We start from the raw sequence: 26,840 nt of genomic DNA, 5'->3' as shown, positions 1-26,840 counted from the left end.
TTCATCCTCCAAGCGCTTTGATTTTGTCCGCAACGACTTGCATCTGCTCATTCTGCATCCGGACGAAGCCTTCAAGTAATATGCCCTGAGGATTCAATTCGTATAAGAAAGACTTGTATGTTCCAGGGTACAATATGACTTCAATCATATCGGTATGATCCTGCAGAACGAGCATAAGCACGTATTCTCCTGCATTTGTTGGATATCGTCTGCTGTGGACGACTGTTCCGCATATGCGTACTCGGGCATGATTGCCGAACTCGGATAACGCTTGGATCGGAACGATGTCGAAACGCTGCAAAAATTGTTTCCATTTTCCGGAGGTGGACCGCTGCAGCGAAAAGCCGAGCAGAGCCTTTTCCATCTTTCTTTTTTCCGGTTCGGTAAAATCGGGAACCGATGCGGATATGGAATTACCGCCGGCGGCCCTCGGTAATCCGTTCAAGCACGCGATCATCTCTCGCCGGCGGCCAATCCGATCACACGCACCCGAAGCGATCCAGGCTTCGAGCACCGGCCTTTTGATCCGGCTCGCTTTCATCCGTTGAACCCATTCGGGAAAAGATTGAAATTCACCATCCCTGCAGCGGGAACGCAGCAAGGAGATCACCGATTCCGGCCCAGAGCCTTGTATAGCATCCAGACCTACGCGGATTCCCTCGGCTTCGGCATGAAACCCGAGCCCGCTCCGGTTAATATCGGGACCAAGCAGAGAGAATCCCATTTTGGAGATCTCCCTTATATATACTTTTTTGTCGTAGTACCCTCCCTCCCCGCTTAATAAGGAGGCCATATAATCTTTCGGAAAATGCGTTTTTAAATAGACGGTCCAATAGGCCAGATAGGCATAGGACACGCTGTGGGCTTTATTGAAGCTGTACCCGGCAAACCGGGCCAAAAAATCGAATACGGCCAAAGCCTCCTTGTCTTCCACGCCTCGCTCTGCCGCTCCTTGAAGAAACCGCAGCTGGTGGTTGGACAGCGCTTCGACTGATTTTGCGGATAGAGCGCGCCGGAGCGAGTCTGCTTCGCCCATTGAGCATCCTGCAACCGCTTGAGCAATAGTCATCACCTGCTCCTGATACAGGATTAAGCCGTAAGTCGGTGACAGAATGGGCTCCATTTCAGGACGCATAACCTTGAAACTCTCTTCACCCCGGTGCCGGCGCAAATACGTTTCCACGATTCCTTCATTCCATGCTCCAGGCCGATACAATGCGAGCAGGTCGGCTAAATGGGAGATGCTGTGTGGCCGCATCCTGCGCATTAATTGGCGGATTCCCATACTTTCCAGTTGAAAGCATCCGAGCGTATTTCCGCTGCCGAGCGCGTGGAACGTGTCCGGATCGTCCAGGGGAATATCACTCACTTCGAGTTGTTTGCCTGTTCTTTCGTGAATCGAGGCGAGCGTATCGTGAATGATCGTCAGATTGCGCAAGCCGAGAAGATCGATTTTCAATAAGCCTATTGTTTTGATATCTTCCTTGGTAAAGGGAGTCATCGGCTCTCCGTTCGATCTTCGCTGCAGCGGAATCGTCCGGGCCAATCGGTGATCCCCGAGAATCATACCCGAAGGATGAGTCGAGTGCTGGTGCGGCAATCCTTCAAGGCGTTCGGCAAGTTGAAATAGCGACTTGAACGGCTCTTTATCGACAGGCAGCTTGTGCAGCTCCGGCAGGGTTTCAAGACTGTGGCGGATTCCGCCTTTTCCGGAAAAAGGAGGGAGCAGCTTTGCCAGCACATCCACTTGTTTTTTCGGCAAGCCCAAATAAGTCCCCGCTTCCCGAACCGCCCCTCGCGCTCCGAACGTGTTCAGTACACCGATATGCGCAATCCGGTCTGCTCCGTACTTGTTTTTGACGTATTGCAGCAGCTCATGACGCCTTCTTTGACAGACGTCCACATCGATATCCGGCAAATCAGCGCGATCCGGACTCAAAAAACGTTCAAAGGAAAGGCCGTACAGGAGCGGATTAATCTCTGTTATGCCAAGCAGGTACGCCACAAGGCTTCCTGCGGCGGAACCTCTTCCGGGTCCAACGGGAATTTTCCGGTCCCGCGCATACTGCACAATATCCCACACAATGAGGAAATAGTCGGAGAGCCCCCGTTTCGCAATGACCTCAAGCTCCTCATTCATTCGATCTGTCGTTCTCTGCCGCTTCGAACCATTGAGAGCGGCGGGTACAGACGAATCAAACCGCCGTTGCATCCCTTTCAGGCATAAATGGCGCAGCGCATCATCTGAGTTGCTCGGCGGCATTGCAGAGTTCATTCCTTCTTCCGTGTTGGAGTGATTGCATGAATGATGTTCTACGCTCCACCTTTGCAACACGGGAAAGCTTGGAAGTCTGCAAGCTTCTGATTCCAGCTGAAACCGGCATCGCTGCGCGATACGGACCGTATTCGCCAAAGCATCCGGAAGATGGCGGAATTTCGCCTTCATTTCAAGGGGAGAGGGGAAATAAAACGGACCGGTCGTTGAAGGGGGAACCGCTTGCGGCTGCTTTTTACGATGCTGGAGCATATGAAGCAAAGGGGCTTCTTCGGGTGCGAGGTAATGGACGTCGTGAGTGGCCACTATTGGAATCTTCATGTTGCGGGAAAGCTGAACCGTTCGCTCGAGCCATATCTCATCGTCTGCAAATCCATGATGCTGCGCCTCTAAAAAGAAATGTTCCTTCCCGAACCATTTTACATATTGAAGGGCTTGCTTTTCTGCCAGATCCATCCGCCCGCTCGTGATCAGACGATGAATGCTTCCGGTTCTGCCGCCGCTCAGCGCGATAATATCGCCATGGGAGGCTGGAGGATGGAAGGAATCACCGTTCAACTGCTCGACGATCTGCTCGTAGCCCCGATTGGTCGCAGCCAATAAAATGAGAGATTCTCCTTCATCGCCAACTTGCATTTCGCACCCGATAATCGGATGGATACCGTGTTTCCCGGCAAGTTTGCAAAATGGAATCACCCCGTTGATTGCCCCCTTATCGGTTATCGCCAGTGCATCCATGTTCCATGATTCGGCCGTTTGCAAAAGTTCTTCCAAGCGGCACGCCGCTTCCTTCAAACTATATTCTGTATGAACGTGCAGGTGTACGAAGCTTGTCCCCAACTTTTCCATGACAGACCTCCTCTGAACGGGAACGTTTGTTTCTATCATACCGGGGATAACGATTGGTGTCCATTGTAGGTTATTTCCGGTTCAACCATTTCATTGAATTCGGATCAGTATTGACAACAGTGCCAGATGAACAGGGATATACATCGTGGCGGATAAGCTGCAACGCGGAAAGCCTAGGGCCCCTCGCGCTGAATCCCTTCCATGAGACAAGACCGGCCCGGCAAGCTGCCGGGTCTGGTCGTGTTAGATCAAAGCGATAGCAAGCAAGGTGAACAAGCTTAGCGTTAAGATTTCGTTGTTGAAGAAGAATGGGGAGAAGGCGGATGTCTTCACCTGGCCGCCTCTTGCTTCGGGACGCAAGTAGACGTTTTCTCTATCTACATTCACTATCGTTCCTACATATTCTTTACGGTCAATCGTTAGGATGCGGACTTTTTTGTTCATGCAATACAAGCAATTATGATATGCTTCCATTCGAATTCCCCTCCTTTATCATTACCTTATGATGCGCTTCTTGGTGAGACACGGCGAATATACATCTCCGCTGAGGGGAATTTGTCTACGCTTGGACGCGCTGGATGCAAGGAAGGCGAGGAGCAATATGGCAAGCCATTCGGAAGGATGCCATGCATTATGGCGGCGGTTATGAGTAATGTCGTTTCATATAACGGTATTAAATATAGCTAAAATGGTTCTGCTACGTGATAGGAAGCAATCCATTTCTCTCGACGGTTAACACCGCTTTTTTCTAAGCTCAGCACCCTTCTTTGCCCATAAAGTAGATGACCGCTGGTAGATTGATACGCAGTTGGACGCTTGAACTGCATATGTGCATCTGATTTCGGCAAAAAATGAATTTTTAGGTCAATAGACTGCAAAAGTGCAGTAGAATTATTCGATTTAAGCAATTTCGGGGATTTCGGATGATTTATAAATGTAGATTTGCATTTCGGTGGGCGAAAAACGGTCAAATTCCTAAAATAAGATGCACTTTTGCAGTTGGTATCGCGCGAAGCTGGCGGAGGCCTTTGACCAGAAAGAATAATGTCGAGGGATGATGCCAAATTCCGTGCAGAGCTGTTACCATGCCTGAAACGAGTATGTGCATCGTCTCTAAATAGCACATGGCCGCAGTTCGCATCAATCAGCGCCTAGGCATAGCGCCTCTGCGACGCGGGGGGAGCAGCTTCCATTCAGGACTGCGGCATACCCTATGTGGTAATCCACCCGACATTGACGCCAGACCGCGCCCAATCCCCCGGCAGCGGCGCATTGCAGATAACGGCGGTGACTTTGTCCAGATCGCAGATGCGGAAAAATGGCGTACCCCCAAGCTTCGAGCGGTCTCCCAGCACGTACACTTGCTTCGCTTGTTGAATCATCAAGGCCGAGCATAGCGATTCTTCCATGTCGTAATCGCTAATACCGGCAGGCGTTATCCCGCCGCAGGAGATGAACGCTTTATCGAAGCGGAAGCGCGCAAGCAATTCGCACGTCAAGGCGCCCGCTATCGATTTCTGTTCCGGATGCGTCACGCCTCCGAGCATAATCACTTTCCCGTCGAACCATTTGGCTTCCAGCCGTTCATTGAGCAGCTCCGCGGCAGGAATTGAATTCGTGACAATCGTTACGCGAACGACGCCGCGGATGGCCCGGGCGAGCTCGACAGCCGTCGTGCCGACGTCGATGACGATGGTATCGCCATCTTGAATGAGCGCGGCGGCCGCTTCCCCGATCGCTTGTTTGGCCGCGTGTTCGATGCCGCTTTTTTTCTCGAAGCGGGGCTCCTGCTTCACATGCGAATAAGCAACGGCGCCGCCGTACACCCGCTTCAGCATTTGCTTCGCTTCCAGCTCGTCCAGATCGCGGCGGATCGTTTCCTGGGTGACGGTTAACGCAGAGGCGAGGGACGCCACCTTAATTTTCCCATACCGTTGGAGTTGTTCCAATATATACTGTCTACGTTCATCAGGCAGTAGCATCATGAAGCGGAATCACGTCCTTCGGATGTAAATATACGGTGACGGCAGCGCCGGCGTTGACCCAATCCAATGTCCGCTGAATTTGGTCGACGACGACTTGTTGGCCTTGCACGTTCAATTCCATGCGCGTAATGCTGCCGAGCATCGTCACGCTGCCGACCGTGCCTGTGACGGCTATTCCGCCTTCAAGCGGCTGCATGCAGAACGTTTCCGGACGAACCGCATATAGCTTGCTGTCTGAATGCCCGACCTGCGGCGCGATGCGGCTGAGAGCTTCGGCGCTCCACACGTTATAGCTCCCGATGAAGCGCGCAACGAACTCGTTGCGGGGCCGCGTGTATATATCATACGGCGCTCCATGCTGAGTAATATGTCCTGCATTCATGATGTAAATATGATCGCTTACCGCCATCGCTTCCTCTTGATCATGCGTCACGAGCACGGTCGTCATATTCAATTCCCGCTGAATGGAGCGCAGCTGCCGCTGCAGGTTTTTGCGAATTTGCGCGTCCAAGGCGCTGAGCGGTTCGTCAAGCAGCAGCACCTTCGGCTTCGTTACGAGCGAACGGGCGAGCGCGACACGCTGCTGTTGGCCGCCTGACAGCTCGCGCGGGAATGAATGTTCCTTGCCTTGGAGGCCGGTGAGCTCAATCATCTCGCCAACGGCGCGGCGGATGGCGTCACGCGGCATTTTTTTCATTTCCAACCCAAAAGCGATATTGCCGGTTACCGTCAAGTTCGGGAACAGCGCGTACGATTGAAATACCATGCCGATGTTCCGATCCTTCGGCTCAATCGGGGTGACGTCCTTGCCGTCGATATGAATGGTGCCGCTGTCGAGCGGCGTCAAGCCGGCCAAGATGCGGAGCAGCGTGCTTTTGCCGCAGCCGCTCGGGCCGAGGAGAGTGGCCAATTCCCCTTTTTTCATTTGCATCTCGATGCTGTCGAGCACCTTTTGTTTATGAAACGTCTTGTTGACTTGATTCATCTGTACGTAGCCCATTACGAAGCCTCCTTGCTTATTATCGCTTTTGTTGCAGGGACAGCAGCTTCAGCCGCCGTAGCGCCATGTTCCTTGCCAGGCTTGGATGCGCGTCCTGTCAGCTTCACAATCCATGCGCTGAGAAGGGCCATGAGGACAAAGTACGTGACGGTAATGGCGCTTGCGATGTGTCCGCTTGTATTTAATTTGGCGAATAAGTACAGCTGCATCGTTTCGAAGCGTCCGCCGACAACAATATTGATGAGCACGAACTCACCGAACAAGATAGAGAAGGAGAGCAGCGCCGATACGAGAATTCCAGGCATCATATTCGGAACGATAACACGCATGAAAGCTTTCATGCGGCTTGCCCCAAGCAGTTCGGCCGCTTCCATCAGCGAGCCTGCCTGTACGGCGCGCAGGCTGTTGCGAGTGCCTTGATACATGAACGGGAGCATGCCGATAACATATGCGCCGCAGACGATGATAATCATCGATATGCCTTTGCCCGAGTAGGCCCGAATCAATCCGACCGCCATAATGACGCCCGGCACGGCATAAGTGAGCATGACGAGCGTTTGCACCCAGCGCTCCAGCCTGGGAGCATACAGCGAAATGGCGAATGTGGCCGGAACGATGACGGCAACGGCGGCAATTGTAGCTGTGCTGCTTAGCAGCAGCGAGCGTCCAAATGCCTGAATGAACCGAGTATCTTGGAACAGCTCGCCGAACCATTGCAGCGTCAGGCCCTCCGGCAATATCGTCTTGTTCCACGACGTGGCCAGCGAGTAGAGCAAGGTGGCGACAACGGGAAGGAACAAGTAGGTGAGCACTGCCGCAAAAGCAACCATCGGCAGCGAACGGGTCAATCGGTTCATGGCAGATCCCTCCGAACTTTGCGCGTCAGCCATTCATTGACGAGCATGGCGGCCAGCAGCGTTAAGCCAAGCAGCACGCCCAAGGCGCTCCCAAGCTCCGGCCGGGCGAATATATCTCCAGATACAAGCGCGCCGATACGCACCGGCACGAGATTGTAGTTGCTGCCCGTAAGCGCGTAAGCCGAAGCATAGGCGCCCATCGCATTGGCGAACAGGATGCTGAATGTGCCTGCGATCCCCGGCAGCAATATCGGCAGTCCGATGCGTCTCCAGAATTGGACAGGGGATGCGCCGAGCAGCGATGCGGCTTCCTTCCAATTGTCCTGGATCGCGTGGTACATCGGATACAGCAGCATAATCGCGAGCGGAAGCTGGAAGTACACGTAAATGACGGTCAGCCCCGACCACGAATACAAATCGAACGATGCCGACAGGTCAATGCCGAATTGACGGAACAGCAAGGTGAACAAGCCGCTGTTGCCGAGCAGCACGATAAAGGCGAACGCCAGCGGAATGCCTGCAAAGTTCGAGGTCAAGTTCGTTATGACGAGCACGCGTTCCTGAATGCGCTTAGGGAAACGGGTAATCGCGTATGCCGCGAACACCGCGGCTGCAATGCCGATGAAGCTTGACGATAAGGAAATGAGAATGCTGTTCTCGAATGCTTTCAAGTAATACGGATTCGTGAATATTTCTGTATATTGCGACAACGTGAACGCGCCGCCGCCGTCCGGCTGGAAGCTTCCCGAGATCATCGTGAAGAGCGGAACGAACATGAACAGCGCCACAAAAATGAACAACGGGATCACCGTGATGCACAGCATGCTGTTGAATCGTTTCATATACATGCTCCTTTCGGCTGATGTCTGTCCGGGGAACAAAAAGCGTCCCCTTATGGAGACGCCGATGTGTGCTCCAACATGATGAAGACGAGCTTGTTATTGGACATGGATGAGCACCTGCTCTTGCCAGAGCTGCGGCAGCTTCTTCGCCGTTTCTTCCCATGCCTTTACATCTTTGACCGGCCTCGCATTTTGGTACATATCGTCCGGAAGCAGCATTGCCTTGGCATCGCCGGCCAGCTTCGCGTTCGCGCGGATTGGACGCGCATAGCCGCGTGCCAGATTCGATTGGCCCTCATCGGATAAAATATGCTCTCGCGCCAGCATGGCGGCGTGTGGATGCTTCGCATATTTGTTGATGACGGTAGCGTAGCCGCTAATGACGGAAGCTTCTTGCGGAATCACGACGTCGAAGCGGTTCTTGTCGATCTTGTCGCGGTAACCGAGGGCGTTGAAATCCCACAGGAAGCCGACTTCCACTTCGCCCTTCTCCAGATTCGCCAGTCCGGCATCATTGGAAGCAAGGCGCTTGTTCTTCGCCAGTTCTGCGAAGAAATCGATGCCCGGTTGAATGTTCGTTTCGTCTCCGCCGAAGGCGTAAGCGGCGGCCAAGACGGCGAATTGCGCTTGGTTCGCCTTCATGACGTCGCCGACTGCGACTTTAAAGGCGCCGTTTTTAATGTCATCCCACGTTTTCGGGGGGGTCTGCACTTTGTTCTTGTCCGTGATGATGGCGAGCGTGCCTGTGTAGCCAAGCAGCCAGTGGCCTTCATCGTCTTTGGCCCAATCCGGAATGTCGTTCCAGTATGAAGTTTTGTAGGGGAGTGTCAGTCCTTTCTGCTTCGCCAGCGGACCGAACGCAATGCCGACATCACCGATATCCGCGGTTGCGTCATGTTGTTCCGACTCGAACTTCGCAAGCTCTTCAGCGCTCGACATGTCTGTATCTGTATGCTTCAAGCCATATTTCGCTCCTAAATCGTTCCACGTTTGCACCCAGTTGGCCCAAGTGTCCGGCATGCCGACCGAATTCACTTCACCCTCTTGCTTTGCCTTTTCTACTATTTGATCCAAGGTCAGGCTGGAAGCATCGACTGCTTGGACAGCCGTGTGTCCGGAAGAGCAGCCTGCGAGCAAAAATGCGGAAGCAAGCACAGTTGCCGTCCATTTCATGAAACGATGAGTTCGCATGTTCATGACTCCTTTTTCATTTAGTTTTCACTTTGTTTTTCATCCGTTTACGTGACTAATCATAGACGAACAAAGTTAAACCAACATCAAGCGGAATATAATGTATTGTAAAGGGGGCGGTTAGAGGTTGTGTCCAAATTGCGGGGGTTCTTTTATTTCAAGCGGCTCTTCCATGTGCAATTTCGTTCGGGATTGGTTAAACTAAATCTACAAGTTTGCCTATGAAAAGATAAAGCTGGTGAGAGAATGGAAGATATTCGTGTGCTTATAGCCGATGATGAAAAAGAAATTCGGGATTTATTGAAAAAGTATTTGGAAAGAGAATTGTATCAGGTCGATGTGGCGGTCAATGGAGAGGAAGCTCTTCGTCTGTTCGACAACAACAAATATAACTTAATCCTATTGGATCTGATGATGCCGAAGATCGATGGCATAGAGGTATGCAGAAGGCTGCGCCATAAAACGAATATTCCGATCCTCATGCTCACGGCCAAGGACCAAGAGATTGACAAGATTTTGGGGCTTGGCATCGGGGCGGATGATTATATGACGAAGCCTTTCAGCATCAATGAATTGATTGCCAGAATCAAGGCTCATCTAAGGCGGTTTTTAGTATTGGGCAGCGAAGGCAGTATAGGCAGTGTTGATGAGGAGTCGATAATCCGGTATAAAGGCTTGACGATCGATCTTAAAAAATATACCGCGACGAAAGCCGGGGAAGAGATTGGATTGACGGCGAAAGAATTTGAGCTGCTGAAGTTTTTTGCCTCTCATCCGGACCAAGTCTTTACCAAGACCCAAATATTTCGCCAAGTGTGGGACAGCGCATATTTGGAAGATGACAATACGGTGATGGTGCATATCCGCAAGCTCAGAAAGAAAATCGAAGATGACCCTTCCGATCCGAAATGGATCCAGACGGTGTGGGGAATCGGGTATAAGTTTGCAGGTGAGAAAGATGAAGCCTGACAAAAGCATCCTTCTCCTCGTTGCGCAATTATTAATGATGACGGGTCTTATTGCGATGGATTTGATGAACCAGCCCCAAGGAATCTTTCGCGGGGTTTTATGTACTGCGCTTTTTGCAATAACGGGCATTCTTTTATTTATGAGATTTCAATTCATGACCAGGCTGAGGGGCATGATTGCGGCATTGAAGCGAGCCATCGGCGGGAATGTGAATACTAGATTGTTGGCGAATGACGAGCCTTTATATAATGAAGTTATTTTCTCTGTCAATGAGCTAATCGAGCAATTAGACAAAGTCCGAGTCCAAACGCTCAAATCCGAGGCGGCGCGAAAGAGTCTGCTGTCTAATATTTCCCATGATATCCGGACACCGCTTACCTCGATTATTGGATACGTGGATGCGCTGAGCGACGATATCGCCGCGTCGAGTGAAGAAAAGCAACAATATGTTGCCATTATCTCAACTAAGGCAACCGACTTGAAGAATTTGATTGATGAAATATTCCATCTGGCGAAGCTGGATGCAGATGAAGTTCCATTGCAGCCGGAGACGCTTGACTTGGCCGAGCTCGCGCGGGAAGCGGTAATCGATTTTTTGCCCGAGTTGAAAAAAGCGGACATGGAGCTGAACGTGTCCATCCCGGAAGAAAAATGCTTGGTTACGGCAGATCGGCTCAGCCTGCGCCGAATCATGAACAATATGATAAAAAATGCGGTGCAGTACGGACAACATGGAAAAATATTGGGCGTTGAGCTGTCAGAGCATGCGACAGAGTACCAATTGAGCATATGGGACAAAGGGCCGGGAATTCCGAAGGACGAATTGACGAAGGTGTTCGAACGAATGTACCGCACCGAGCGCTCGCGAAATCCATTGCACGGGGGAAGCGGCCTGGGCCTTGCCATCGCCAAAGCGCTTGTCGAGAAAAACGGCGGGGAAATATGGGCGGAAAGCGAGCCGGGACGTAAAACATCGTTCAGCTTCTCCGTCCCCAGACACTTTTAGAGCACGTTCAAAAATCCGGCTTTATGAACGCGCTTGGCTCATGTTAAGAGATAATTAAGAACTGGTTAAGAGGCATTTAAAATCACCTGCTTATCATGGAGTTATGAGCTGATGAAGAAATCGTGAAAAGCAGGAGGTGCATCATGAGCGCAATCATAAAAACGACCCAGTTAACGAAAGCATATGGCATGCAAAAAGCGGTGGACAACCTCAACATGACCGTGGAGCAAGGGCAGATTTACGGTTTTCTCGGCCAGAACGGAGCAGGAAAAACGACGACCATTCGCATGCTGCTGGGCTTAATCAGGCCAACCCAAGGGCAGATCGAAATATTCGGAGAAAATTTGCTCGCCAAGCAAAAGGAGATTTTAAGGAGGGTAGGCTCCATTGTCGAGTTTTCAGGCTTTTATGAAAACCTGACGGCCCGGGAAAATCTGCTCATCAATGCCAAGCTCATGGGCGTCCATAAAAAAAATGCAATCGAGGAAGCGCTGGATATCGCCGGGCTGCAGAATGAACCGGCTAAGCTGGTCGGCAAATATTCCTTGGGGATGAAGCAGCGGCTGGGAATCGCCCGCGCCATTCTTCATCATCCGGAGCTGTTGATATTAGATGAGCCTACCAATGGCTTGGATCCGATCGGCATTAAGGAAATTAGAAAGCTTATTAAATCATTGGCCGAAGAAAGAAAGATAACGATTCTGATTTCGAGCCATATCTTAACCGAAGTCGAGCAGCTTGCCGATCATATCGGGATTGTCCATCAAGGGAAGCTGCTTGAAGAGATCTCTTTTGCAGAGCTTCGCAGAAGAAATCGCAAGTTTCTGGAGTTCCAAGTATCCAGCGATAATAAAGCGGCCATGCTTCTGGAGCAGCATTTCGATATTTTTGACTATGAGGTTCATGACGAGGGGATCATCCGCGTGTACTCGCACATCGGCCAGCAAGGCATGATTAACAAAATGCTCGTGGAGCATGACATCGAGGTATCGAGGATTGCAATGAGCGAAGATGGATTGGAAGATTATTTCATCAAATTAATAGGGGGGCGGGACGAGTGATTAATTTGGTGTATACAGAGCTTCTCAAGCTGAAGCGGGCCAAGATGTTCATGGTCAGCCTAATCGGAGCGGCAGCAGCCCCGTTGATGGTCTTTATCGGATATTTAGATTACAGATCGAAGAAGCCCGGCATGCCTGTTTTATTCAGCGAGGCATTTTCCCAGACCAATCTGTATGTGCTTCTTCTAATCGGAACCCTGCTATATGGCGTCATTACCGCTTATCTGTTTAACCGCGAGCACGTGGAAGATACATTGAAAAATCTGTTGACCATTCCCATATCAAGAACCAGCCTTATTGTAAGCAAGCTGGTGCTGCTGTTCATTTGGATCATGATATTAACCTTAACGGCTTGGGGATTGACGTTCATTTTGGGATTGCTGGCGCAGTATGAAGGCTTGAATGCTGCCGTATTGCTGCAATCACTGAAACAATTTTTCATCGGAGGCAGCCTGCTGTTTATGTTGTCGACCCCAACAATGTTTGTCACCTTTCTGTTCAAAAATTATGTTCCGACCATTATATTTACGGCTGTCATTACGATGGGGAACGTAGCGCTTGCCAATCGAGAATATAAGGCTATATATCCTTGGTCAGCCGTACATGTTATCACGGACAATGGTTTTGTTCCCGAATATCCACCAATCTATTCGTATGCGGCTATTATCGCTACCGCTATCATAGGACTTATCGCAACCATTGTTTACTTTAAAAAAGAGGATATTCATTGACGCCGTTGCGTAAAGGCAGTCCAGACATGAATTTGCAAATAGGAGGAAGTCAAATTGTCTTTTTCTCAAGTTAATATAGATGTCTTTCGAGCGATTAATGATTTAGGCAAGCAGTTCGCTTTTCTTAACCCGCTAGCCGTCTTTGTGGCGGAATATATGCTGTATATTTTAGGCCTGAGTTTGGTTGTATATTGGTTCACCCGCACCGGCAAAAACAGAATGATGGTTATTCAGGCGGGGCTTGCCTTCGTTCTTGCTGAAATCATCGGGAAATTGGCGGGCCGGCTCTACTCCCATCATCAGCCATTTGCGGAGCTGCCGCACGTCAACAAGCTTATCGAACATGCCATCGATAATTCATTTCCGAGCGACCATACGATCCTGTTTTTTTCAATCTGTGTCTCCTTCTGGCTCGTTCGCAAAAAGGAAGGGTGGCTCTGGCTTGCGCTTGCATGCTGCGTAGCCGTCTCCCGGATTTGGGTAGGGGTCCATTATCCTGTAGATGTCGCTGCAGGGGCGTTGTTAGGCATAATATCAGCCTTGTTCGTATACTGGTCAGCGCCAAAGCTTGCTGTCATCAAGCGGTTGCTTGCTCTGTATGAAAAAGCGGAACAGCGCGTCCTGCCTGCAAACAGCAAGTCCGACAACTTTTGAAAATGTCATTTGGGACCCGCAAAGAAGTGCGCAGGCACAAAAAAACAAAGCCGATAATCCTTAGCGTAGGAAAAATCGGCTTTTTATTTCCATAAACCCTTACCAAGTGCGCCTCAGCGGATTGGTTTTTCTAAAAGACGATTCTCAATTACAATTTCTCCTGATATTACTTTCATTTCAAATTCGTAAATACACGATGCTAAGTTACTTATAATCTCACCGGTTTTATCCTCGGAAAATAAATGCATGGGGTATAGTAAAAAAGCTATTTTCATTCTATCCTCTGGATTCACTTTAAATTCTGGAACAATACTGATTAATGGGATTTCTCGTCCTTTATTAGTTTCGTTCCAACAATATTGAATGAACGTTTTGGCAATTTCACTCGGTTCAAAATCGGAATAATGTAATCGAACTCGGTTAAATGAAATCGTAAAAACAATTTCCCAGCCGAGTGAAGCAGTATTAATAACAGACACACCACTTAGATTTTCTATTTCTTTTTTAAACAATGAACTTAATGTATGCAGTCGGACTAAATATTCTTGGTAGCCTGTTTTCCCTAAACGATTCATTGCTACCCAGGCAGCAGCGATGCCGGTAGCTGGTCGAGAATTTTCAACGGTATATCGATAGGCACGAAAATTACCAAATTCATAGTCATTTTCTCCGTACGTATATGTACCTTCATTCAAGCGATTAAAACATTCATCTGTTTTTGAAATAAAAAAACTTGTTGAATACGGGCATAAACCATTTTTATGCATATCTACACCGAACGAGTCAAAATGAGAAACACCTTCCATTTTTTGTGCTGCTCGCTTAATTTTGAAACGGATTTCAGGATTTTCAACTCGTTGTTCCCATTCTTTTTCACTTAAGCCCATAAAATTAAACCACAGCCAACCGATAACACTATCTAGATGAAAATATGGGAAATATGTTTGGTTCGTTTCTTTAAAAACCTGCACTACACATTGATAAACTTCATTTGTATCATCACAAGCAAAGTTAATTGTGGTTCCACCGCAACAAACGATGGCTGCAATACGCTTACCTTTAGCTAGTTGCTCGTAAATAACCTGTTTTAATTTATCTATATCCATTCGCCAATCTTCTTTTGTTCCAATACGAATACATTGATTCGCTCCTAATCCAAGTATTGAACATACATGTTCAACACAATAGTGTGCTCCCTCATTTGTTAAAACAACGAGATCCTTTGGAATGCCTTCACGTCTTGACTCAGGAGCGACTTTTGAAATTGCTGATTTTATGGCATAAAAAAGTGTTAATTTTCCGCCATTACAAGAAATTCCATACGATTGATCCCAGCCTACTAAACGACCAATGGCCCTTGTTATGCGTTGTTCAAATAATATGGTTTTTCCACCAAAAGCATCCATTAGACTATTTGAATTGTATAATTGCGTCATTGTTGTTGCAGCCACTGTATCCAGTAATGGTGATGGTACCATATTAAAGAGCGAATATGGTGATTGTGGTCGAATACTTCCTTCAAACATTTCAGAAAGACTTGTAAAGACCTCCTCTGTATTTATTCCAGTTTCAGGCATATAACTCTTTTCCAACTCTTTTTTATAAAGAAATGTCTCTGAAGGGAATTTAGGGTTAAGATGATTATTGGCTTTAAGCTGTTTTTGAAGGAGGGCTGTCTTGTTTAATAACGTTTCTAAATTATCTTCTTGGGAATGTAAAAAATCTTTTTCTACAATTGTTTTTTTTTTCATGTCTAATCCTCCATTATTACTACTCTGCTTCCCTATTTGCGTCCTCCGGCTCAACAGATCCAGGCCGTGCTGCGTGAAGGAAGCGGTTACAATTTTGGGGTTGGGCGACGGCTCGGATTTCTCGGATGATGGCGCAACTGCCGGCTCCGCAAATATAGGAGTCGAGAACAAGGAAATTGCCAGTGTCATGGAGTATACGCCTGCTGCATGGGGATGTGTGTTCTCTCCCTGTAATGGCGCTTACCGGGAGGAGAGGGGGGATTGCTCTGTGAGAAATGATGAACAGCAGCGAATGCGGGAGCCGCATAGTTCCCCGAATAGTGCCTCCCTTCCTCGCCTAGCTTACTGTTATAATGCTCTTGCTGTGTATCATATTGTACTGAACAGTGATGTTATTTACAATAAGTGACTTAACTTTCGTAGCATGAAGGTGAAGAAAGTGCGAAAGACGCCAGCAATACAAGGAGTTTTCTTACCAGGTACAGCTAGTGGGGGGAGGCTACTGAAAGTCTGAATATGATGGACGAGCCGTTTCTTCCCGGATAAGAAGAAACGGCTATAATTTTAAGGTTGTTTCAGCCTGATAAAAAAATCAATTATCTTAATTGAAATTCTTTTATTTTATTTTCCACAAAATCTTTGAAGTCATATCTCTTTGTTAGTGTGAAGAACATGATTGCTTGTTCGAAATCTTGTAATGTCAACTGCGGTTGGTTCAAAAAATAGTGATTCAAACCTCTTTCATAATATAACTCTCCCATAAGATAAATGGAATGATGATGCAAGCATTGTTCAATTCCGGCATTGCAAAGGCGAATGCAATGATCATATTCATGATTCCGTGACAATGAACGTGCGAGCGCATAAATATTTTTGATGGGCAACGTTATATCTTCGATGTAATCATGCTTATTTATATGTTGGCAAGCCCATTTTAAAATTTTCAAAGCCTGGCGGTTCCGCTTCGATTCAGACAATATAATGCCAATACTATTCATGATGGTCAATTCCTGTACGGAACAAGATTTTAAACATGTACAAGTTTTTCTTAATGCTGTTTTTAATGACATCATAGTCGCATTCAAATCTTTCTTCGAGTAGTAAAGAGATATCGCATTCGCCCACAAGAGGAACTGTTGCTCTTCAGGCGAATTAAAAAGATGGCTTTCGTACTTTACAATCTTTAACACTTGTTCATAATTATGATCTTGTATAAAGGATTGGATAATACTTTTGATATTATTTCTATAGTTCAAATTTGCCTTTTCGCTCTCATCAAATAAGTGCTCCAAATCCACCCTCAATTTTGTCGATAACCTATTTAAAATGGCGCTAGATGGAACTTCCTTGCCACTTTCAATTTTGCTTAAATAGGATTGTGAACAGATCCCATTTGCCAAAGCATTCTGATTTAATCCTAGTCTCAAGCGCAACCCCTTTATAATCTTTCCGTTTTCAGCAGCACTTTCCGTATAAACCATATGGTGCCCCTTTCCCATTCATCCCTCAATCTTTCAATCAACTGTGGAATTTTTATACCTTCATTATAGGTTTTTATACATTGGTGTCCACATGGGGAACGGGACTTTCACATTTTCGAAACACAATATAACAATGCTTATTCAATTCTGGCGCTAAATCCGTGATATCGTTAAATTGCTTCTGATTCAAAACAGAGCGCTTATGGAAACTCTTTATGAATGAAGGGACATTGGAAAGGGGACAGATGATAATGAAGAAAATCATTATGTTTGCAATTATTCTAGCTTCAATTCTGGGATTTCATGCACAACCTGCGTGGGCACATTGGCATCCTGGATATTCTCATGATGCAACAGCAGATTATCAAAATCCAAACTGGATGGGTTTAATTAAAGAGGATGCCAGATTAAGTGATTTATCCATTCCAGGCACACATGACAGTATGGCTTACAAAACCTCCCAGCCTGCAACCGACCATGTTTATACACAGTCAATGACGCTAAATACGCAGTTAAATTCCGGAATTCGCTTTTTGGATATTCGCTGCCGTTATGTTGACGGTTCTTTTGCGCTTCATCATGGCCCCTACTATTTAGATGCCATGTTTGGGGACGTTCTCAATGAGGTTACTGATTTTTTAAAGCGCAATCCGAGCGAAACGGTTTTGATGCGCATCAAACAAGAACACAGTTCTGTTTCTAATCAGGTGTTCAATGACACCCTTCAGGGATATATGGATAGATATCCTGGCTATTTTTGGGACAGCAGAAACGGTGCGATAACAAACCCTGCACTAGGAGAAATGAGAGGGAAAATAGTCATTCTCCGTAATGTTGCCGGTTCGAATATCGGAATCGATTATGCTCGTCAATTCGATATCCAAGATAATTATACAGTGTCGACGAACTGGGATTTATACCAAAAATGGCTGGATGTAAAAAAACAATTGCAGAAGGCAAACGATAGTCATCAACAAGGTTCTAAGACCAAATTCATCAATTATTTAAGCGGCGGCAATATTGCGTATCCATACTTTGTTGCAAGCGGACATAGCAGCCCTGGAACATCCGCGCCCCGGCTTGCTACGGGATTGACTACTCCTGGGTGGTCAGATTCATACCCGGATTTCCCCAGAACCGATTGTTTCATCGGGATATGCACAATTGCATTTGAAGGAACTAATGTTTTGACAACGGATTATATAGCCAATCACAATTTGGAGTATACCGGCATTGTTGCAGCTGATTTCCCGGGAAAAGGATTGATTGAAAATATTATTAATGCTAATAAGAATTTATTTAAATAAGCATATCGTCTCCCTATGGGTTAGTTTGATCAATAATTTGACCCATATAAAACTATCTATGTATAACTTTTGATTGACAAAAGGAATGAATCTATTTATATTTGTTCAGGGTTATCATTCTATCAGTCTAAAGGGAGGATGATTATTGTGAAGTTTCGCATGAAAGCGTATTCATTATTGGCGGCAGGCGCGTTGGGGATACTGTTCTCGGCACCCGCTTTTGCCGATCCGCTCCATCCGGTGCAGCACAATGAATGGATGCAGCAGAAACATATTATTACGGGCTACGAGCAAGGTGACTTGCGGCTGGAACGCCCGGTATCATTGGGAGAAACCGTCGCGCTGATTGCCAGAGGCACCGGCGAGGCCATTCCGCAGCAGAATGGATATTGGGCGCAGGGTTATCTGGACTGGGCTTCCGGCAAAGGAGCGATTACGGCACAAGAGGGCGCTAATGACAGAGAGGCTCCCTCCGCCAAGCGTATTTCCGAAATTGCCCGGTCACTAGGCGTCGAACTCGAGCTGCCGGACGGTCCCCATGTGACCCGCGAGCAATTGGTTGAGGCGCTGGGAGTTGCTCTCACGGAGCATATTACGATTGCCCATACGAATGATGTGCACGGGCACATTAAGGAAGATCAGCGCGGGAAAGAATTCGGATACGCCAAAATCGCTACGCTCGTCAAAGAATGGGAGCAGGAAAACAAGAACTTCCTTTTGATGGACGCGGGAGACACATTCCAAGGAACGATCTATACGAATCAGTTCAAAGGGGAATCGATTCTTCCCATTTTGAATTCGCTTGGATATGACGCGATGGCAGCCGGGAACCACGAATTCGATTACGGCTACGATCAGCTGTTGAAGCTGCGCGATCAGTTGAAATATCCGATGATTAGCGCCAACGTCTTCAAGGCGGATGGCTCCAATCTGCTGGTGCCGACGTTCACGACCGAAGTTGGCGGCGAGACCTTTGCGTTTATTGGCTTTGTCGCGGAAGAGACGCCGATCGTTACGCATCCGAACAACGTGAAGGGCCTGACGTTCAAAGATCCGGTAGACATTGCCAAGCAATTGGTGCCGGAGATGAAGAAGGAAGCCGATCATGTTATCGTCGTATCGCATATCGGGGTTGAAAAAGACCGGGAGATTGCGGAAAACGTAGCGGGAATCGACCTCATTATCGGCGGGCATTCCCATACTCCGCTTCGCACGCCAGAAGTCGTCAACGGCACTTATATTGTACAGGACTGGGAGTACGGCAAGTCGCTGGGACGCGTTGATCTCTACTATTACAACAAGGAGCTTGTCGGCTTCAGCGGCGGGCTGGTCGAGTACGACGAGAAGGTAAAGGCTGATTCGGAGATCGAGAAGCTCGTCCAAGAGGTCGTGACCAAGGTAGAGGAATCGATGAAGGATGTAATCGGCAAAACGGAAGTCAATCTAGACGGAGAGCGGACGCAGGTTCGCGCGATGGAGACCAATCTGGGCAACTTCATTGCGGATGCGCTCATCGCCAAGTCGAAGAGTATCGCGGGATATGAAGCTGATGTGGCGCTAGTCAATGGCGGGGGAATCCGGGCCAGCAAGCAGGCGGGAGATGTTACGAAGAAGGATCTCTATTCCATTCTGCCATTCCCGAATACATTGACGATTGTGGAAGCGACCGGTGCGGATGTGAAGGCTGCGCTGGAAGTATCCGTCAAAGGGGCGGAGAAAGCCGATGATTTGCCAGGCTCTTTCCTGCAAGTAGGCGGATTGTCCTTCGTCTACGATGTGAAGAAGCCGGTTGGCGAGCGGGTGACTGAAGTGAAGGTTGGCGGACAGCCGCTTGATCAGGCGAAAACCTACAAGATTGCAACCAACGACTTCATTACATCAGGCGGTGACGGCTACTCGATGCTGAAGAAGGAGCGTGTGCTGGATACCGGCATCACCTTCTATGAAGTGGTAGAGGAATACTTGGTTAACAACAAGGTCATTCACCCTGCAGTAGAGAATCGCATTGTCGAAGTAAAATAGTCCGGCGAACGGACGAAGCCTATATTGAGGATAGAATCATAAAATAAATGTGTTGTGGCGGCGAGCGCTCCCTGAACTATGCAGGGGGCGCTCGTTCTGCTTATCCCAGGCATTTAACACGATTGCAACAGAATATAACAATCCTTATGCAATGAGGAAATGCAAGCCGTGCTACCATAACCTTAACCCGAATGAAAGGAGGCTTATGAAGCGACATCATCAGCATAATCAATCGGAGGGATACACAATGAGAAAACATTTTTTGAAAAATGGTCTTGTTATCGGGCTTTCTCTGCTCACGCTTGGAACCGTTTCCATTCCGCCCCAGGCTTATGCCGCCGAATCATTTATTGCCCAAGAAAAAAGCATCGGGATCGTGGATGTGAATGAAGTGCTTAAAAAGGTGGGCACGTATTATTACAAAAATCATTTGGCAAATACGATTGCCAATCCTGAAAGTAATGGTTTTAGATACTGGCTTCGAGCTAATCCAGATAGTGTTACACCCGTCATCGATCTGTCTATTGATGCGAAAACTGAAAATATACACTATGATTCAACGCTGCCTGTTTTTATAGGAGAAAACACATTTCCAAATAAAACGAATGAAGATCAAAGCTTCAACACTGTGAAATTCAGCAAAACGTATACGGAATCCAATTCAACCAGTGTTTCCAGCGGATTCAAAGTTGGTGGAGGCGGGGATCTCGGCAATAAATTCATCCTTCCGTTAATTTTAGAGGGTGCAGGCAAAATAAATCTGGAATACAACACAGCCAATACGGAAACGAATACGACAAGTGAATCCTATACATTGGAAGTGCCTGCGCAACCCGTGAAAGTTCCCCCGCATAAAACGTATAAAACAGTAGTGGAGTTCAGTCAAAGAACTTATCGGGGAGATGTTGTATTTACAGGTCAAACGGGAAGCACGATGGCTAATCGCAGCATAATAAAAGCAACAGGAGTATATACTGGCTGGATGGGCATGCAAGAGTCAAAGAAATTTGAATACAATAATTTTCTGGGGAGGCACTATGCCGGCCTGACATCCGCTCAGCAGCAAGAAATCAAAAATGCCGGAGTTCATATTACAACGAGCGGATACGGAGCTGCGGCTAATGCGTATTCTACTGTTGAAGTAAGCGGGAAAGGTTCTTTTTCGGGTGTATATGGCGCCGAGTTAATCGTAACAACCTATGATGTGACGGATGAGAACAATGCTCAGCTTGTAAATAAACGCACGGTTCCAATTGATATGGACTGATCATTTCAACACAGCTCTACAGCCGTTTCTTTCTGTCTAGGAAGAAACGGCTATTATTATGGACTCTTTTCAACTGTAAAAAGTCAATATTTTTTCAATTCTAATTCTTTTATTTTATTTTCCACAAAATGTTTGAAGTTAAACTGTTTTTTGAGCTTGAACAGCATAATGGCTTGTTCGAAATCTTCTAATGCGGATTCGAAATGGTTTAAAAAATAGTGATTCAAGCCTTTTTCATAATACAGTTCTCCAAAAAGATAAAGAGAATTATATTTTAAACACTGCTCGATTCCCTCATTGCAGCAGCGTATACAGTTGTGATAGTCCTTATTTCTTGATAATGAACGCGCAAATGCGTATATATTTTTGATGGGCAACGTCCTGTCTTCTATATAATAATGTTTATGAATATGGCGGTACGTCCATTTTAAAATCCGCAACGCCTTGCGGTTTTGATTGGATTCAGACATTAAAATGCCAATGCTGTTAATAATAGTCAATTCCTGTTCGGAGCAAAATTTTAAACATTTACACGTTTTTTTCAATGCTGTTTTTAACAATATAAAAGCCGCATTCAAATCTTTTTTGAAATAGTAAAGAGAGATGGCTTTCGCCCATAGGAGGTATTGCTGATCTTCGGGAGCTTCGAAAAGATGGCTCTCATCTTCCAGTATCTTCAATACTTGTCCGTAATCATTTTCTTGCATGAAGGATTGGACAATAAATTTAATATTATTTTTGTAGTTTAAATTGGAGTCGTCATGGATATCAAATAAACACTTTACATTCACTCTTAATTTTTTTGACAATAAGTATAAGATGAAGCCAGATGGAACCTCCCGGCCATTTTCAATGTTGCTGATATGAGGTTGCGTGCAGATCCCCTTTGCGAGAGCCTGCTGGCTTAGTCCTTGCTTCAAGCGCAAATCCTTTATGATTTTCCCAATTTCAAGGGCGTTTAATGTATAAACCATATAGTTCCCCCTTCATATTTATACAATTTTACACTCATTTATCAGATGTTGGAGAAAATATGCTTGTCCTGGTGCGGTATTTGGATTCCTCCTTTTGTATTATTTTCGGAATTAGCCAGCTTCATTTTAATGGCTTCGGTAAGGTTTTTTGCATATCCGTATCGATTGGCGCGGCATTCCTGACGGTTTTCACATTTTTGGAACACAATATAACTATCCTTATTGATAGATTGAGCTCCAATCATGTTATCGTTAAGTTGTAGTTGATATGACAAATAAAAAAAGGGGGGGGAGAAATGAAGAAAATAGCGAGTATCTTTTTGATTTTCGCCTTATATTTTGGCTATCAGCAAGTTGATTCGCCCAACACCGACTCGTCACCAATAGCAGTAAAAATGGGACGGAGTGATCATCATCTGATTGGCGGACATTAGGAGCTTAAAATAAGCAGCGGAAATCACACGGATGGATTAGAAATAAGGAGGACATACAAATGCTTGAAAAAAACAAGAAAAAAGTGATTGCTTGCGCTTTGGCATTAAGTTTGATGCCAGTAGGTGCTTTACCGGCCATTGCTGCCGATCTCGATACGAATCGAAACAATGCCAGTTCATATTCCAGCGCAAGCCCTTATGCGGCAGAATCTTATATCGATACTGTCTATTTGAGAATTAAAGACAGGGATACCCAATCCAAATTGACCCACAAACCGATTAATATGCAGCAACAAATATTGGACAGTTGGTTTCTAGCCAGGTTCTGGATACTGAAAGACCAAAGCTCTCATCAAGCCAATCGTTTTATATCCTGGTACAAAGCCAATCTTGCCAGTCCCAAAGGGTATGACAGCATCGCGGAGCAAATGGGATTAACAATCGAAGCGGTTCATGACATGGATGTATCCAATGTAAATTACACATCAAAAACGGGCGATACGATCTATCGCGGCACTTCTGAATTGACGAACTTCACGTCAACAACCCAAAAAATGAAAACGGACAGTTTTCAAAAAGACTATACAAAGTCTCAAGCTACTTCCGTAACAAACGGAATGCAGCTAGGGTTCAAAGTGGCCGCTAAAGGTGTTGTCGCTTTGGCAGGCGCCGATTTTGAAACAAGCGTCACTTATAACTTATCGACTACCAATACGGAAACCTTCACAGAATCGGATAAATATACGGTTCCTTCCCAAGAGGTTACGCTCCCGGCAGGGCATAAAGCCATCGTAACACATGATTTGAGAAAGATGGTGTACTCGGGAACACATGACCTGAAGGGGGATTTAAAAGTAACCTTCAATGACAAAACTTTGGTTCAAAAGTTCTACTATCCTAACTATAAAGAAATTACTCTAAACGACGCTCGCAATACAATCAATGCGATAAGCAAATGGAATGGATGGAAGGATATTGATTTGTTTCAATTAATGGGATACAACAATTATTTAAAGAATGGGACTACTTTATATATAGATACTCCGGCACAGTTCACCTTTAATGGCGCCACTCCTTATTATAGAGCAACCTTCAAAGAATATGATAAGAACGGCAATTTGGTTCAAAACAGAGCACTAATGGAAACCTATTAAGAGAGTGAAACAAAGACGGGGGGGTATCCGGTTGCGTCGCTGAACCCCGGTGAATACCCCCTGTCGTATTTGTTTCAGTTGTGCTTAAAAAGTGTGCCCGATTCGATAAGCCTCGTTCAATAGAGCGGCAAAATGAGCTTCATTCGTCTCTTGCTGGCCCTCGGCGAATTCCCCGATCGTATTATACATAAAGTGAACGTTGGAATCTTGAACACCGGTATATCCCGCCAAGCCGACGTTCAGGTGCTGCTGCACCAGCAAATGATACTCGCGCTTTTCGAATTTGGCCTGAGTTTCGCCGACCAAGGCGATCCATCTTATTTTTTGAACGGGCAATTTGGCTGGACCATATGCAAAGCCATAGTTCCACACCCGATCAAAGTACCCTTTCAATATGGCCGGAACGCTGTACCACCATATAGGGAAAATAAAGGCTATCGCGTCGCTTGCCCGGATCCGGTCCATTTCGCGCAGCACCTCGTCCGAATATGCCTTGTTCGGATTATTCCAGTCAGGCTCATCTTGCGGTTGCAGTAGCGGATTGAATCCTTCGGCATACAAATCGGCGATTTCGTATTCATGTCCTGCTTCGGTCAATCCTTCAGTGAACCGCTTCGCCATGCTTGACGTGAGCGAATCCGTTCTGGGGTGGGCAACGACAACAAGTATTTTCATAAGGCTTCCTCCAATTTCATCTGAGAATAGCCTTAGTCTAAACCCTACAACGATGGTAGGGTCAAGGGGTTTATTTGAACCTGCAGCTCCCACACGCTGATGTCGTTATTATCGTTGGGCAGGACGGTGTAACAAAATTCGTAGATGTCGCTCACTATCTCGATTCCTTGATTCAAAATGTGTTGCCGCAGCAAGCTGTAATAGGAAGGAGATTTTGCATAGCTATCCTCGATAAGAAGTGTCAAATAAGTGCCTTCTGTCATGTGATGAGACTGAAATCCTTCCGGAACGACCGTCGGGTTGACCAGAAATAAATAGGAAGCCTTCGTTCGTTCATTAAAAAAAGCGGGCCGCGTCACAATAAAGCCCGGTTCCACATTGATATAATCGATCTGGTTGGAAAAGGGCAGGAACGAGCGGTAATACTCCGTTTCCTGCTCCTTATAGGTCGACACGTCAATCGGTTTGCAAAATATTTCTCTTGCCCCGCATTGCCGAATGGAAATCTGATTTTTAGGCTGGGCCTGCAGCGCCAAGAAATGATGGCGCTTGGCTTCAAGCTCTGTTTTTAACGTTTGCAGTTCCCTCATTTTCTGTTCGAGCCGTTCCAGCTGGAGGGCATAGACTTGATCCATTTTATCAACGTTCCAATCTGTCGAAGTCAACTCTTTAATTTCAGAGAAGGGTATCTCCATGCTTTTGAACGTTTTGATCTGATGCAGCAGCGGAAGCTGATGCAGGTTGTAATAACGATACCCTGTTTCTTGATTGGTATGGACCGGAGAAAATAGACCTATTTTATCGTAGTATCTCAGCGTTTGCAGAGGAATGTTAAAAATAGAGGATATTTCCCCGATTCGAAAATAGGGTTCCATTTCCTTGTGCCTCCCTCCCTCATCAATCAGAAGTAATCGGAGAAATACGGCTGCTGGCGTATGATCAGCCTCTCAAGCAAATTGACGGTGGCTTCATTCGCCTGAAAGCGGCCGATCCGTGCCAAGTAAGATGCCCGTTTGTACCCCATAAGCAGCGTCGTCAACGTTTGGATATCGAATTCGGCGTCGCGGGTGCTTCCGCCTTTTGTCAGATGTCCTCTGCCATCCTTATCCACGGTCAATGTAAAGATCCCTTGGTTCCATTCCAGCATCGGATCATGCAGCACGAAGGTGAACCGGCACTCCGCCGCTTGCGGCTGGAACGGGTACTGCTCCAGGAACAGGCTGATATCGACAATGCGCGCCATGTAGTAAGGAGCAATCGTCTCCTTGATGTCGCCATCATCCAGCAAGAACGCGAGCGGTTCATCCGTATAGATGTGCCCTTTGACGCGGGTTACCATGGAGAAGTGGGCACTGATGAAATTCCATAGGCCTGTCCGCGCTTCTTGATTGACGAACACCATTTCCTTCATATAAAAGATTTCCTCGGCGATCCAGTACAGCAGATAGCCCATTGGCTCATGGTCGCTGTCATAATAGATAGCCACCGTCATATCGTCCAGGTCCCAGCGCAAATACTCTTCCCACGCCAGCTCGTTGCGGAGCATGGCCCCGTGCGTTTGCAGGGCAAAGCGGTGATAGACCTGTTTGATGTCAGGATGCTCGATCGTCACGCGCTCGACATTGCCGGGCACGGTCTTCAATTTCGGCAGTTGAGTGTCCTTCACTTCGAACGATATTTTATCGGATATAATTTCCCAGCCTTTGCGGCGGTAATAGGGGATGGAGTACGGATACAGATAAGAAATAGACTGTTTGCGCTCCCGCATATTCGTCAGCGCTTGGCGCATTAGCTTGTTCATCAAGCCAAGATTGGCGTATTCAGGGTAGGTGCCGACTCCGGTCAGTCCGCCCATTTCGTAAATTTGCCCGAAAATATTAACCTGAAAAGGGTAGACGGCAAGCTGCGATATCAGATTGTCGCCATCGAACCAGCCCAATACGTCGGCTTGCTTCAGCACGGGCAGCTTGGCCTGCGCAATCTCTCTGTTCTCCCAGCCCAAGGCTTGCAAATCATGATTGGTTACTTGAAACACATAGCGCAGCAAATTGTTGAACTGCTCTCCGTGTTTCGTTTCAACATCCTTCATTTTGAGTCTCTCTTGCAATTTCTGGCGACTCATGAGTTATAACCTCCAATTTTTCGAAGAGCTTCATTTGAGTAGTTTCATTATACATGAAAGTGTACGCAAACAAGAATTCCGCGTTCCAAGGCCGGACCCGGCAGCTTCGTGATGCAAGCTTGGGCAACGCATTTTGTTTGCGCCAATCACCGTACTAGCTTTCACTTTTTTTGCCTTGTTCCATACTCCATAACGTTCCTTTCAAAATAGTGATCATCAAACCTGAAAAATGT

The 26,840-nt window shown here is 46.9% G+C and carries 23 protein-coding genes; 10 read left to right on the top strand and 13 right to left on the bottom strand.

Annotation, left to right across the window (positions count from 1 at the left end):
* Position 1: 1 nt before the first annotated feature.
* The 7 genes from JSQ80_RS02215 to JSQ80_RS02185 all read right to left on the bottom strand — a co-directional run bounded on the left by JSQ80_RS02215 (position 2) and on the right by JSQ80_RS02185 (position 8,999).
* Complete coding sequence (locus tag JSQ80_RS02215) at positions 2-3,124, bottom strand: DNA polymerase III subunit alpha (RefSeq protein WP_206094185.1); 3,123 nt, start codon at positions 3,122-3,124, stop codon at positions 2-4.
* 243 nt (positions 3,125-3,367) lie between these two features.
* On the bottom strand, positions 3,368-3,598 hold the full coding sequence (locus JSQ80_RS02210; protein ID WP_087434221.1) for a hypothetical protein: 231 nt from the start codon (positions 3,596-3,598) through the stop codon (positions 3,368-3,370).
* Positions 3,599-4,335: 737 nt separating this feature from the next.
* Complete coding sequence (locus tag JSQ80_RS02205) at positions 4,336-5,109, bottom strand: DeoR/GlpR family DNA-binding transcription regulator (RefSeq protein ID WP_206094184.1); 774 nt, start codon at positions 5,107-5,109, stop codon at positions 4,336-4,338.
* On the bottom strand, positions 5,093-6,109 hold the full coding sequence (locus tag JSQ80_RS02200; protein WP_206094183.1) for an ABC transporter ATP-binding protein: 1,017 nt from the start codon (positions 6,107-6,109) through the stop codon (positions 5,093-5,095). Before JSQ80_RS02200 ends, JSQ80_RS02205 begins: the two co-directional genes overlap by 17 nt.
* Positions 6,109-6,966 carry an ABC transporter permease gene (locus JSQ80_RS02195; RefSeq protein ID WP_206094182.1) on the bottom strand — a complete coding sequence of 286 codons (858 nt, stop codon included), beginning with the start codon at positions 6,964-6,966 and terminating at the stop codon, positions 6,109-6,111. The genes JSQ80_RS02200 and JSQ80_RS02195 overlap by 1 nt, the downstream gene beginning before the upstream one ends.
* Positions 6,963-7,808 (bottom strand): ABC transporter permease, encoded by an 846-nt coding sequence (locus JSQ80_RS02190; RefSeq protein WP_206094181.1) that lies wholly within the window; start codon positions 7,806-7,808, stop codon positions 6,963-6,965. The genes JSQ80_RS02195 and JSQ80_RS02190 overlap by 4 nt, the downstream gene beginning before the upstream one ends.
* A 96-nt stretch (positions 7,809-7,904) precedes the next feature.
* Positions 7,905-8,999: an ABC transporter substrate-binding protein gene (locus JSQ80_RS02185; protein ID WP_206094180.1), complete on the bottom strand. Its 1,095-nt coding sequence runs from the start codon at positions 8,997-8,999 to the stop codon at positions 7,905-7,907.
* Between the two features lie 246 nt (positions 9,000-9,245).
* Between JSQ80_RS02185 and JSQ80_RS02180 the strand changes: the two genes are divergently transcribed.
* From JSQ80_RS02180 to JSQ80_RS02160, 5 genes are all read left to right on the top strand, one after another.
* Positions 9,246-9,968 (top strand): response regulator transcription factor, encoded by a 723-nt coding sequence (locus JSQ80_RS02180; protein ID WP_206094179.1) that lies wholly within the window; start codon positions 9,246-9,248, stop codon positions 9,966-9,968.
* Positions 9,958-10,974 carry a sensor histidine kinase gene (locus JSQ80_RS02175; RefSeq protein ID WP_206094178.1) on the top strand — a complete coding sequence of 339 codons (1,017 nt, stop codon included), beginning with the start codon at positions 9,958-9,960 and terminating at the stop codon, positions 10,972-10,974. The genes JSQ80_RS02180 and JSQ80_RS02175 overlap by 11 nt, the downstream gene beginning before the upstream one ends.
* 143 nt (positions 10,975-11,117) lie before the next feature.
* Positions 11,118-12,035, top strand: coding sequence for an ABC transporter ATP-binding protein (locus JSQ80_RS02170; protein ID WP_087434214.1), 918 nt, complete (start codon positions 11,118-11,120; stop codon positions 12,033-12,035).
* The gene (locus JSQ80_RS02165; RefSeq protein ID WP_206094177.1) at positions 12,032-12,766 is read left to right on the top strand and encodes an ABC transporter permease; all 735 of its coding nucleotides are present in this window, start codon (positions 12,032-12,034) and stop codon (positions 12,764-12,766) included. The genes JSQ80_RS02170 and JSQ80_RS02165 overlap by 4 nt, the downstream gene beginning before the upstream one ends.
* Before the next feature lie 54 nt (positions 12,767-12,820).
* On the top strand, positions 12,821-13,420 hold the full coding sequence (locus JSQ80_RS02160; RefSeq protein ID WP_206094176.1) for an undecaprenyl-diphosphatase: 600 nt from the start codon (positions 12,821-12,823) through the stop codon (positions 13,418-13,420).
* A 113-nt stretch (positions 13,421-13,533) separates the two neighbouring features.
* Here JSQ80_RS02160 and JSQ80_RS02155 read toward each other — a convergent pair whose 3' ends face one another.
* Positions 13,534-15,171, bottom strand: coding sequence for a pyridoxal phosphate-dependent decarboxylase family protein (locus JSQ80_RS02155; protein ID WP_206094175.1), 1,638 nt, complete (start codon positions 15,169-15,171; stop codon positions 13,534-13,536).
* Between the two features lie 596 nt (positions 15,172-15,767).
* Entirely contained in the window at positions 15,768-16,652 is an 885-nt protein-coding gene (locus JSQ80_RS02150; RefSeq protein WP_087434209.1) for a helix-turn-helix domain-containing protein, read from the bottom strand.
* 251 nt (positions 16,653-16,903) lie between these two features.
* Here JSQ80_RS02150 and JSQ80_RS02145 point away from each other — a divergent pair, with 251 nt between their 5' ends.
* From JSQ80_RS02145 to JSQ80_RS02135, 3 genes are all read left to right on the top strand, one after another.
* Positions 16,904-17,959 (top strand): phosphatidylinositol-specific phospholipase C, encoded by a 1,056-nt coding sequence (locus JSQ80_RS02145; protein WP_240463472.1) that lies wholly within the window; start codon positions 16,904-16,906, stop codon positions 17,957-17,959.
* A gap of 159 nt (positions 17,960-18,118) precedes the next feature.
* Positions 18,119-19,981 (top strand): bifunctional metallophosphatase/5'-nucleotidase, encoded by a 1,863-nt coding sequence (locus tag JSQ80_RS02140; RefSeq protein ID WP_206097442.1) that lies wholly within the window; start codon positions 18,119-18,121, stop codon positions 19,979-19,981.
* Between the two features lie 247 nt (positions 19,982-20,228).
* Entirely contained in the window at positions 20,229-21,248 is a 1,020-nt protein-coding gene (locus tag JSQ80_RS02135) for an ETX/MTX2 family pore-forming toxin (protein ID WP_206094174.1), read from the top strand.
* An 83-nt stretch (positions 21,249-21,331) separates the two neighbouring features.
* Here the strand turns inward: JSQ80_RS02135 and JSQ80_RS02130 are convergent, their stop codons facing one another.
* On the bottom strand, positions 21,332-22,222 hold the full coding sequence (locus JSQ80_RS02130; protein ID WP_087434207.1) for a helix-turn-helix domain-containing protein: 891 nt from the start codon (positions 22,220-22,222) through the stop codon (positions 21,332-21,334).
* A 296-nt stretch (positions 22,223-22,518) separates the two neighbouring features.
* Here JSQ80_RS02130 and JSQ80_RS02125 point away from each other — a divergent pair, with 296 nt between their 5' ends.
* Both JSQ80_RS02125 and JSQ80_RS02120 read left to right on the top strand, forming a co-directional pair.
* Entirely contained in the window at positions 22,519-22,656 is a 138-nt protein-coding gene (locus JSQ80_RS02125; RefSeq protein ID WP_176392861.1) for a hypothetical protein, read from the top strand.
* Between the two features lie 59 nt (positions 22,657-22,715).
* Complete coding sequence (locus JSQ80_RS02120; RefSeq protein WP_206094173.1) at positions 22,716-23,810, top strand: ETX/MTX2 family pore-forming toxin; 1,095 nt, start codon at positions 22,716-22,718, stop codon at positions 23,808-23,810.
* A gap of 84 nt (positions 23,811-23,894) precedes the next feature.
* Here the strand turns inward: JSQ80_RS02120 and JSQ80_RS02115 are convergent, their stop codons facing one another.
* Genes JSQ80_RS02115 through JSQ80_RS02105 form a run of 3 tightly spaced genes read right to left on the bottom strand, consistent with a single transcriptional unit; the run spans position 23,895 to position 26,607 of the window.
* The gene (locus tag JSQ80_RS02115; protein WP_206094172.1) at positions 23,895-24,485 is read right to left on the bottom strand and encodes an NAD(P)H oxidoreductase; all 591 of its coding nucleotides are present in this window, start codon (positions 24,483-24,485) and stop codon (positions 23,895-23,897) included.
* Between the two features lie 44 nt (positions 24,486-24,529).
* A complete protein-coding gene (locus JSQ80_RS02110; protein WP_206094171.1) occupies positions 24,530-25,360 on the bottom strand; it encodes a MerR family transcriptional regulator in 831 nt (276 codons plus the stop codon).
* Positions 25,361-25,386: 26 nt separating this feature from the next.
* The gene (locus JSQ80_RS02105; protein ID WP_206094170.1) at positions 25,387-26,607 is read right to left on the bottom strand and encodes a GNAT family N-acetyltransferase; all 1,221 of its coding nucleotides are present in this window, start codon (positions 26,605-26,607) and stop codon (positions 25,387-25,389) included.
* Positions 26,608-26,840 lie beyond the last annotated feature (233 nt).

The sequence above is a fragment of the Paenibacillus apiarius genome (assembly GCF_017052585.1).
In the GTDB taxonomy this organism is placed as follows: domain Bacteria; phylum Bacillota; class Bacilli; order Paenibacillales; family Paenibacillaceae; genus Paenibacillus_B; species Paenibacillus_B apiarius.
This window is presented reverse-complemented; position numbering and strand designations above follow the sequence as displayed.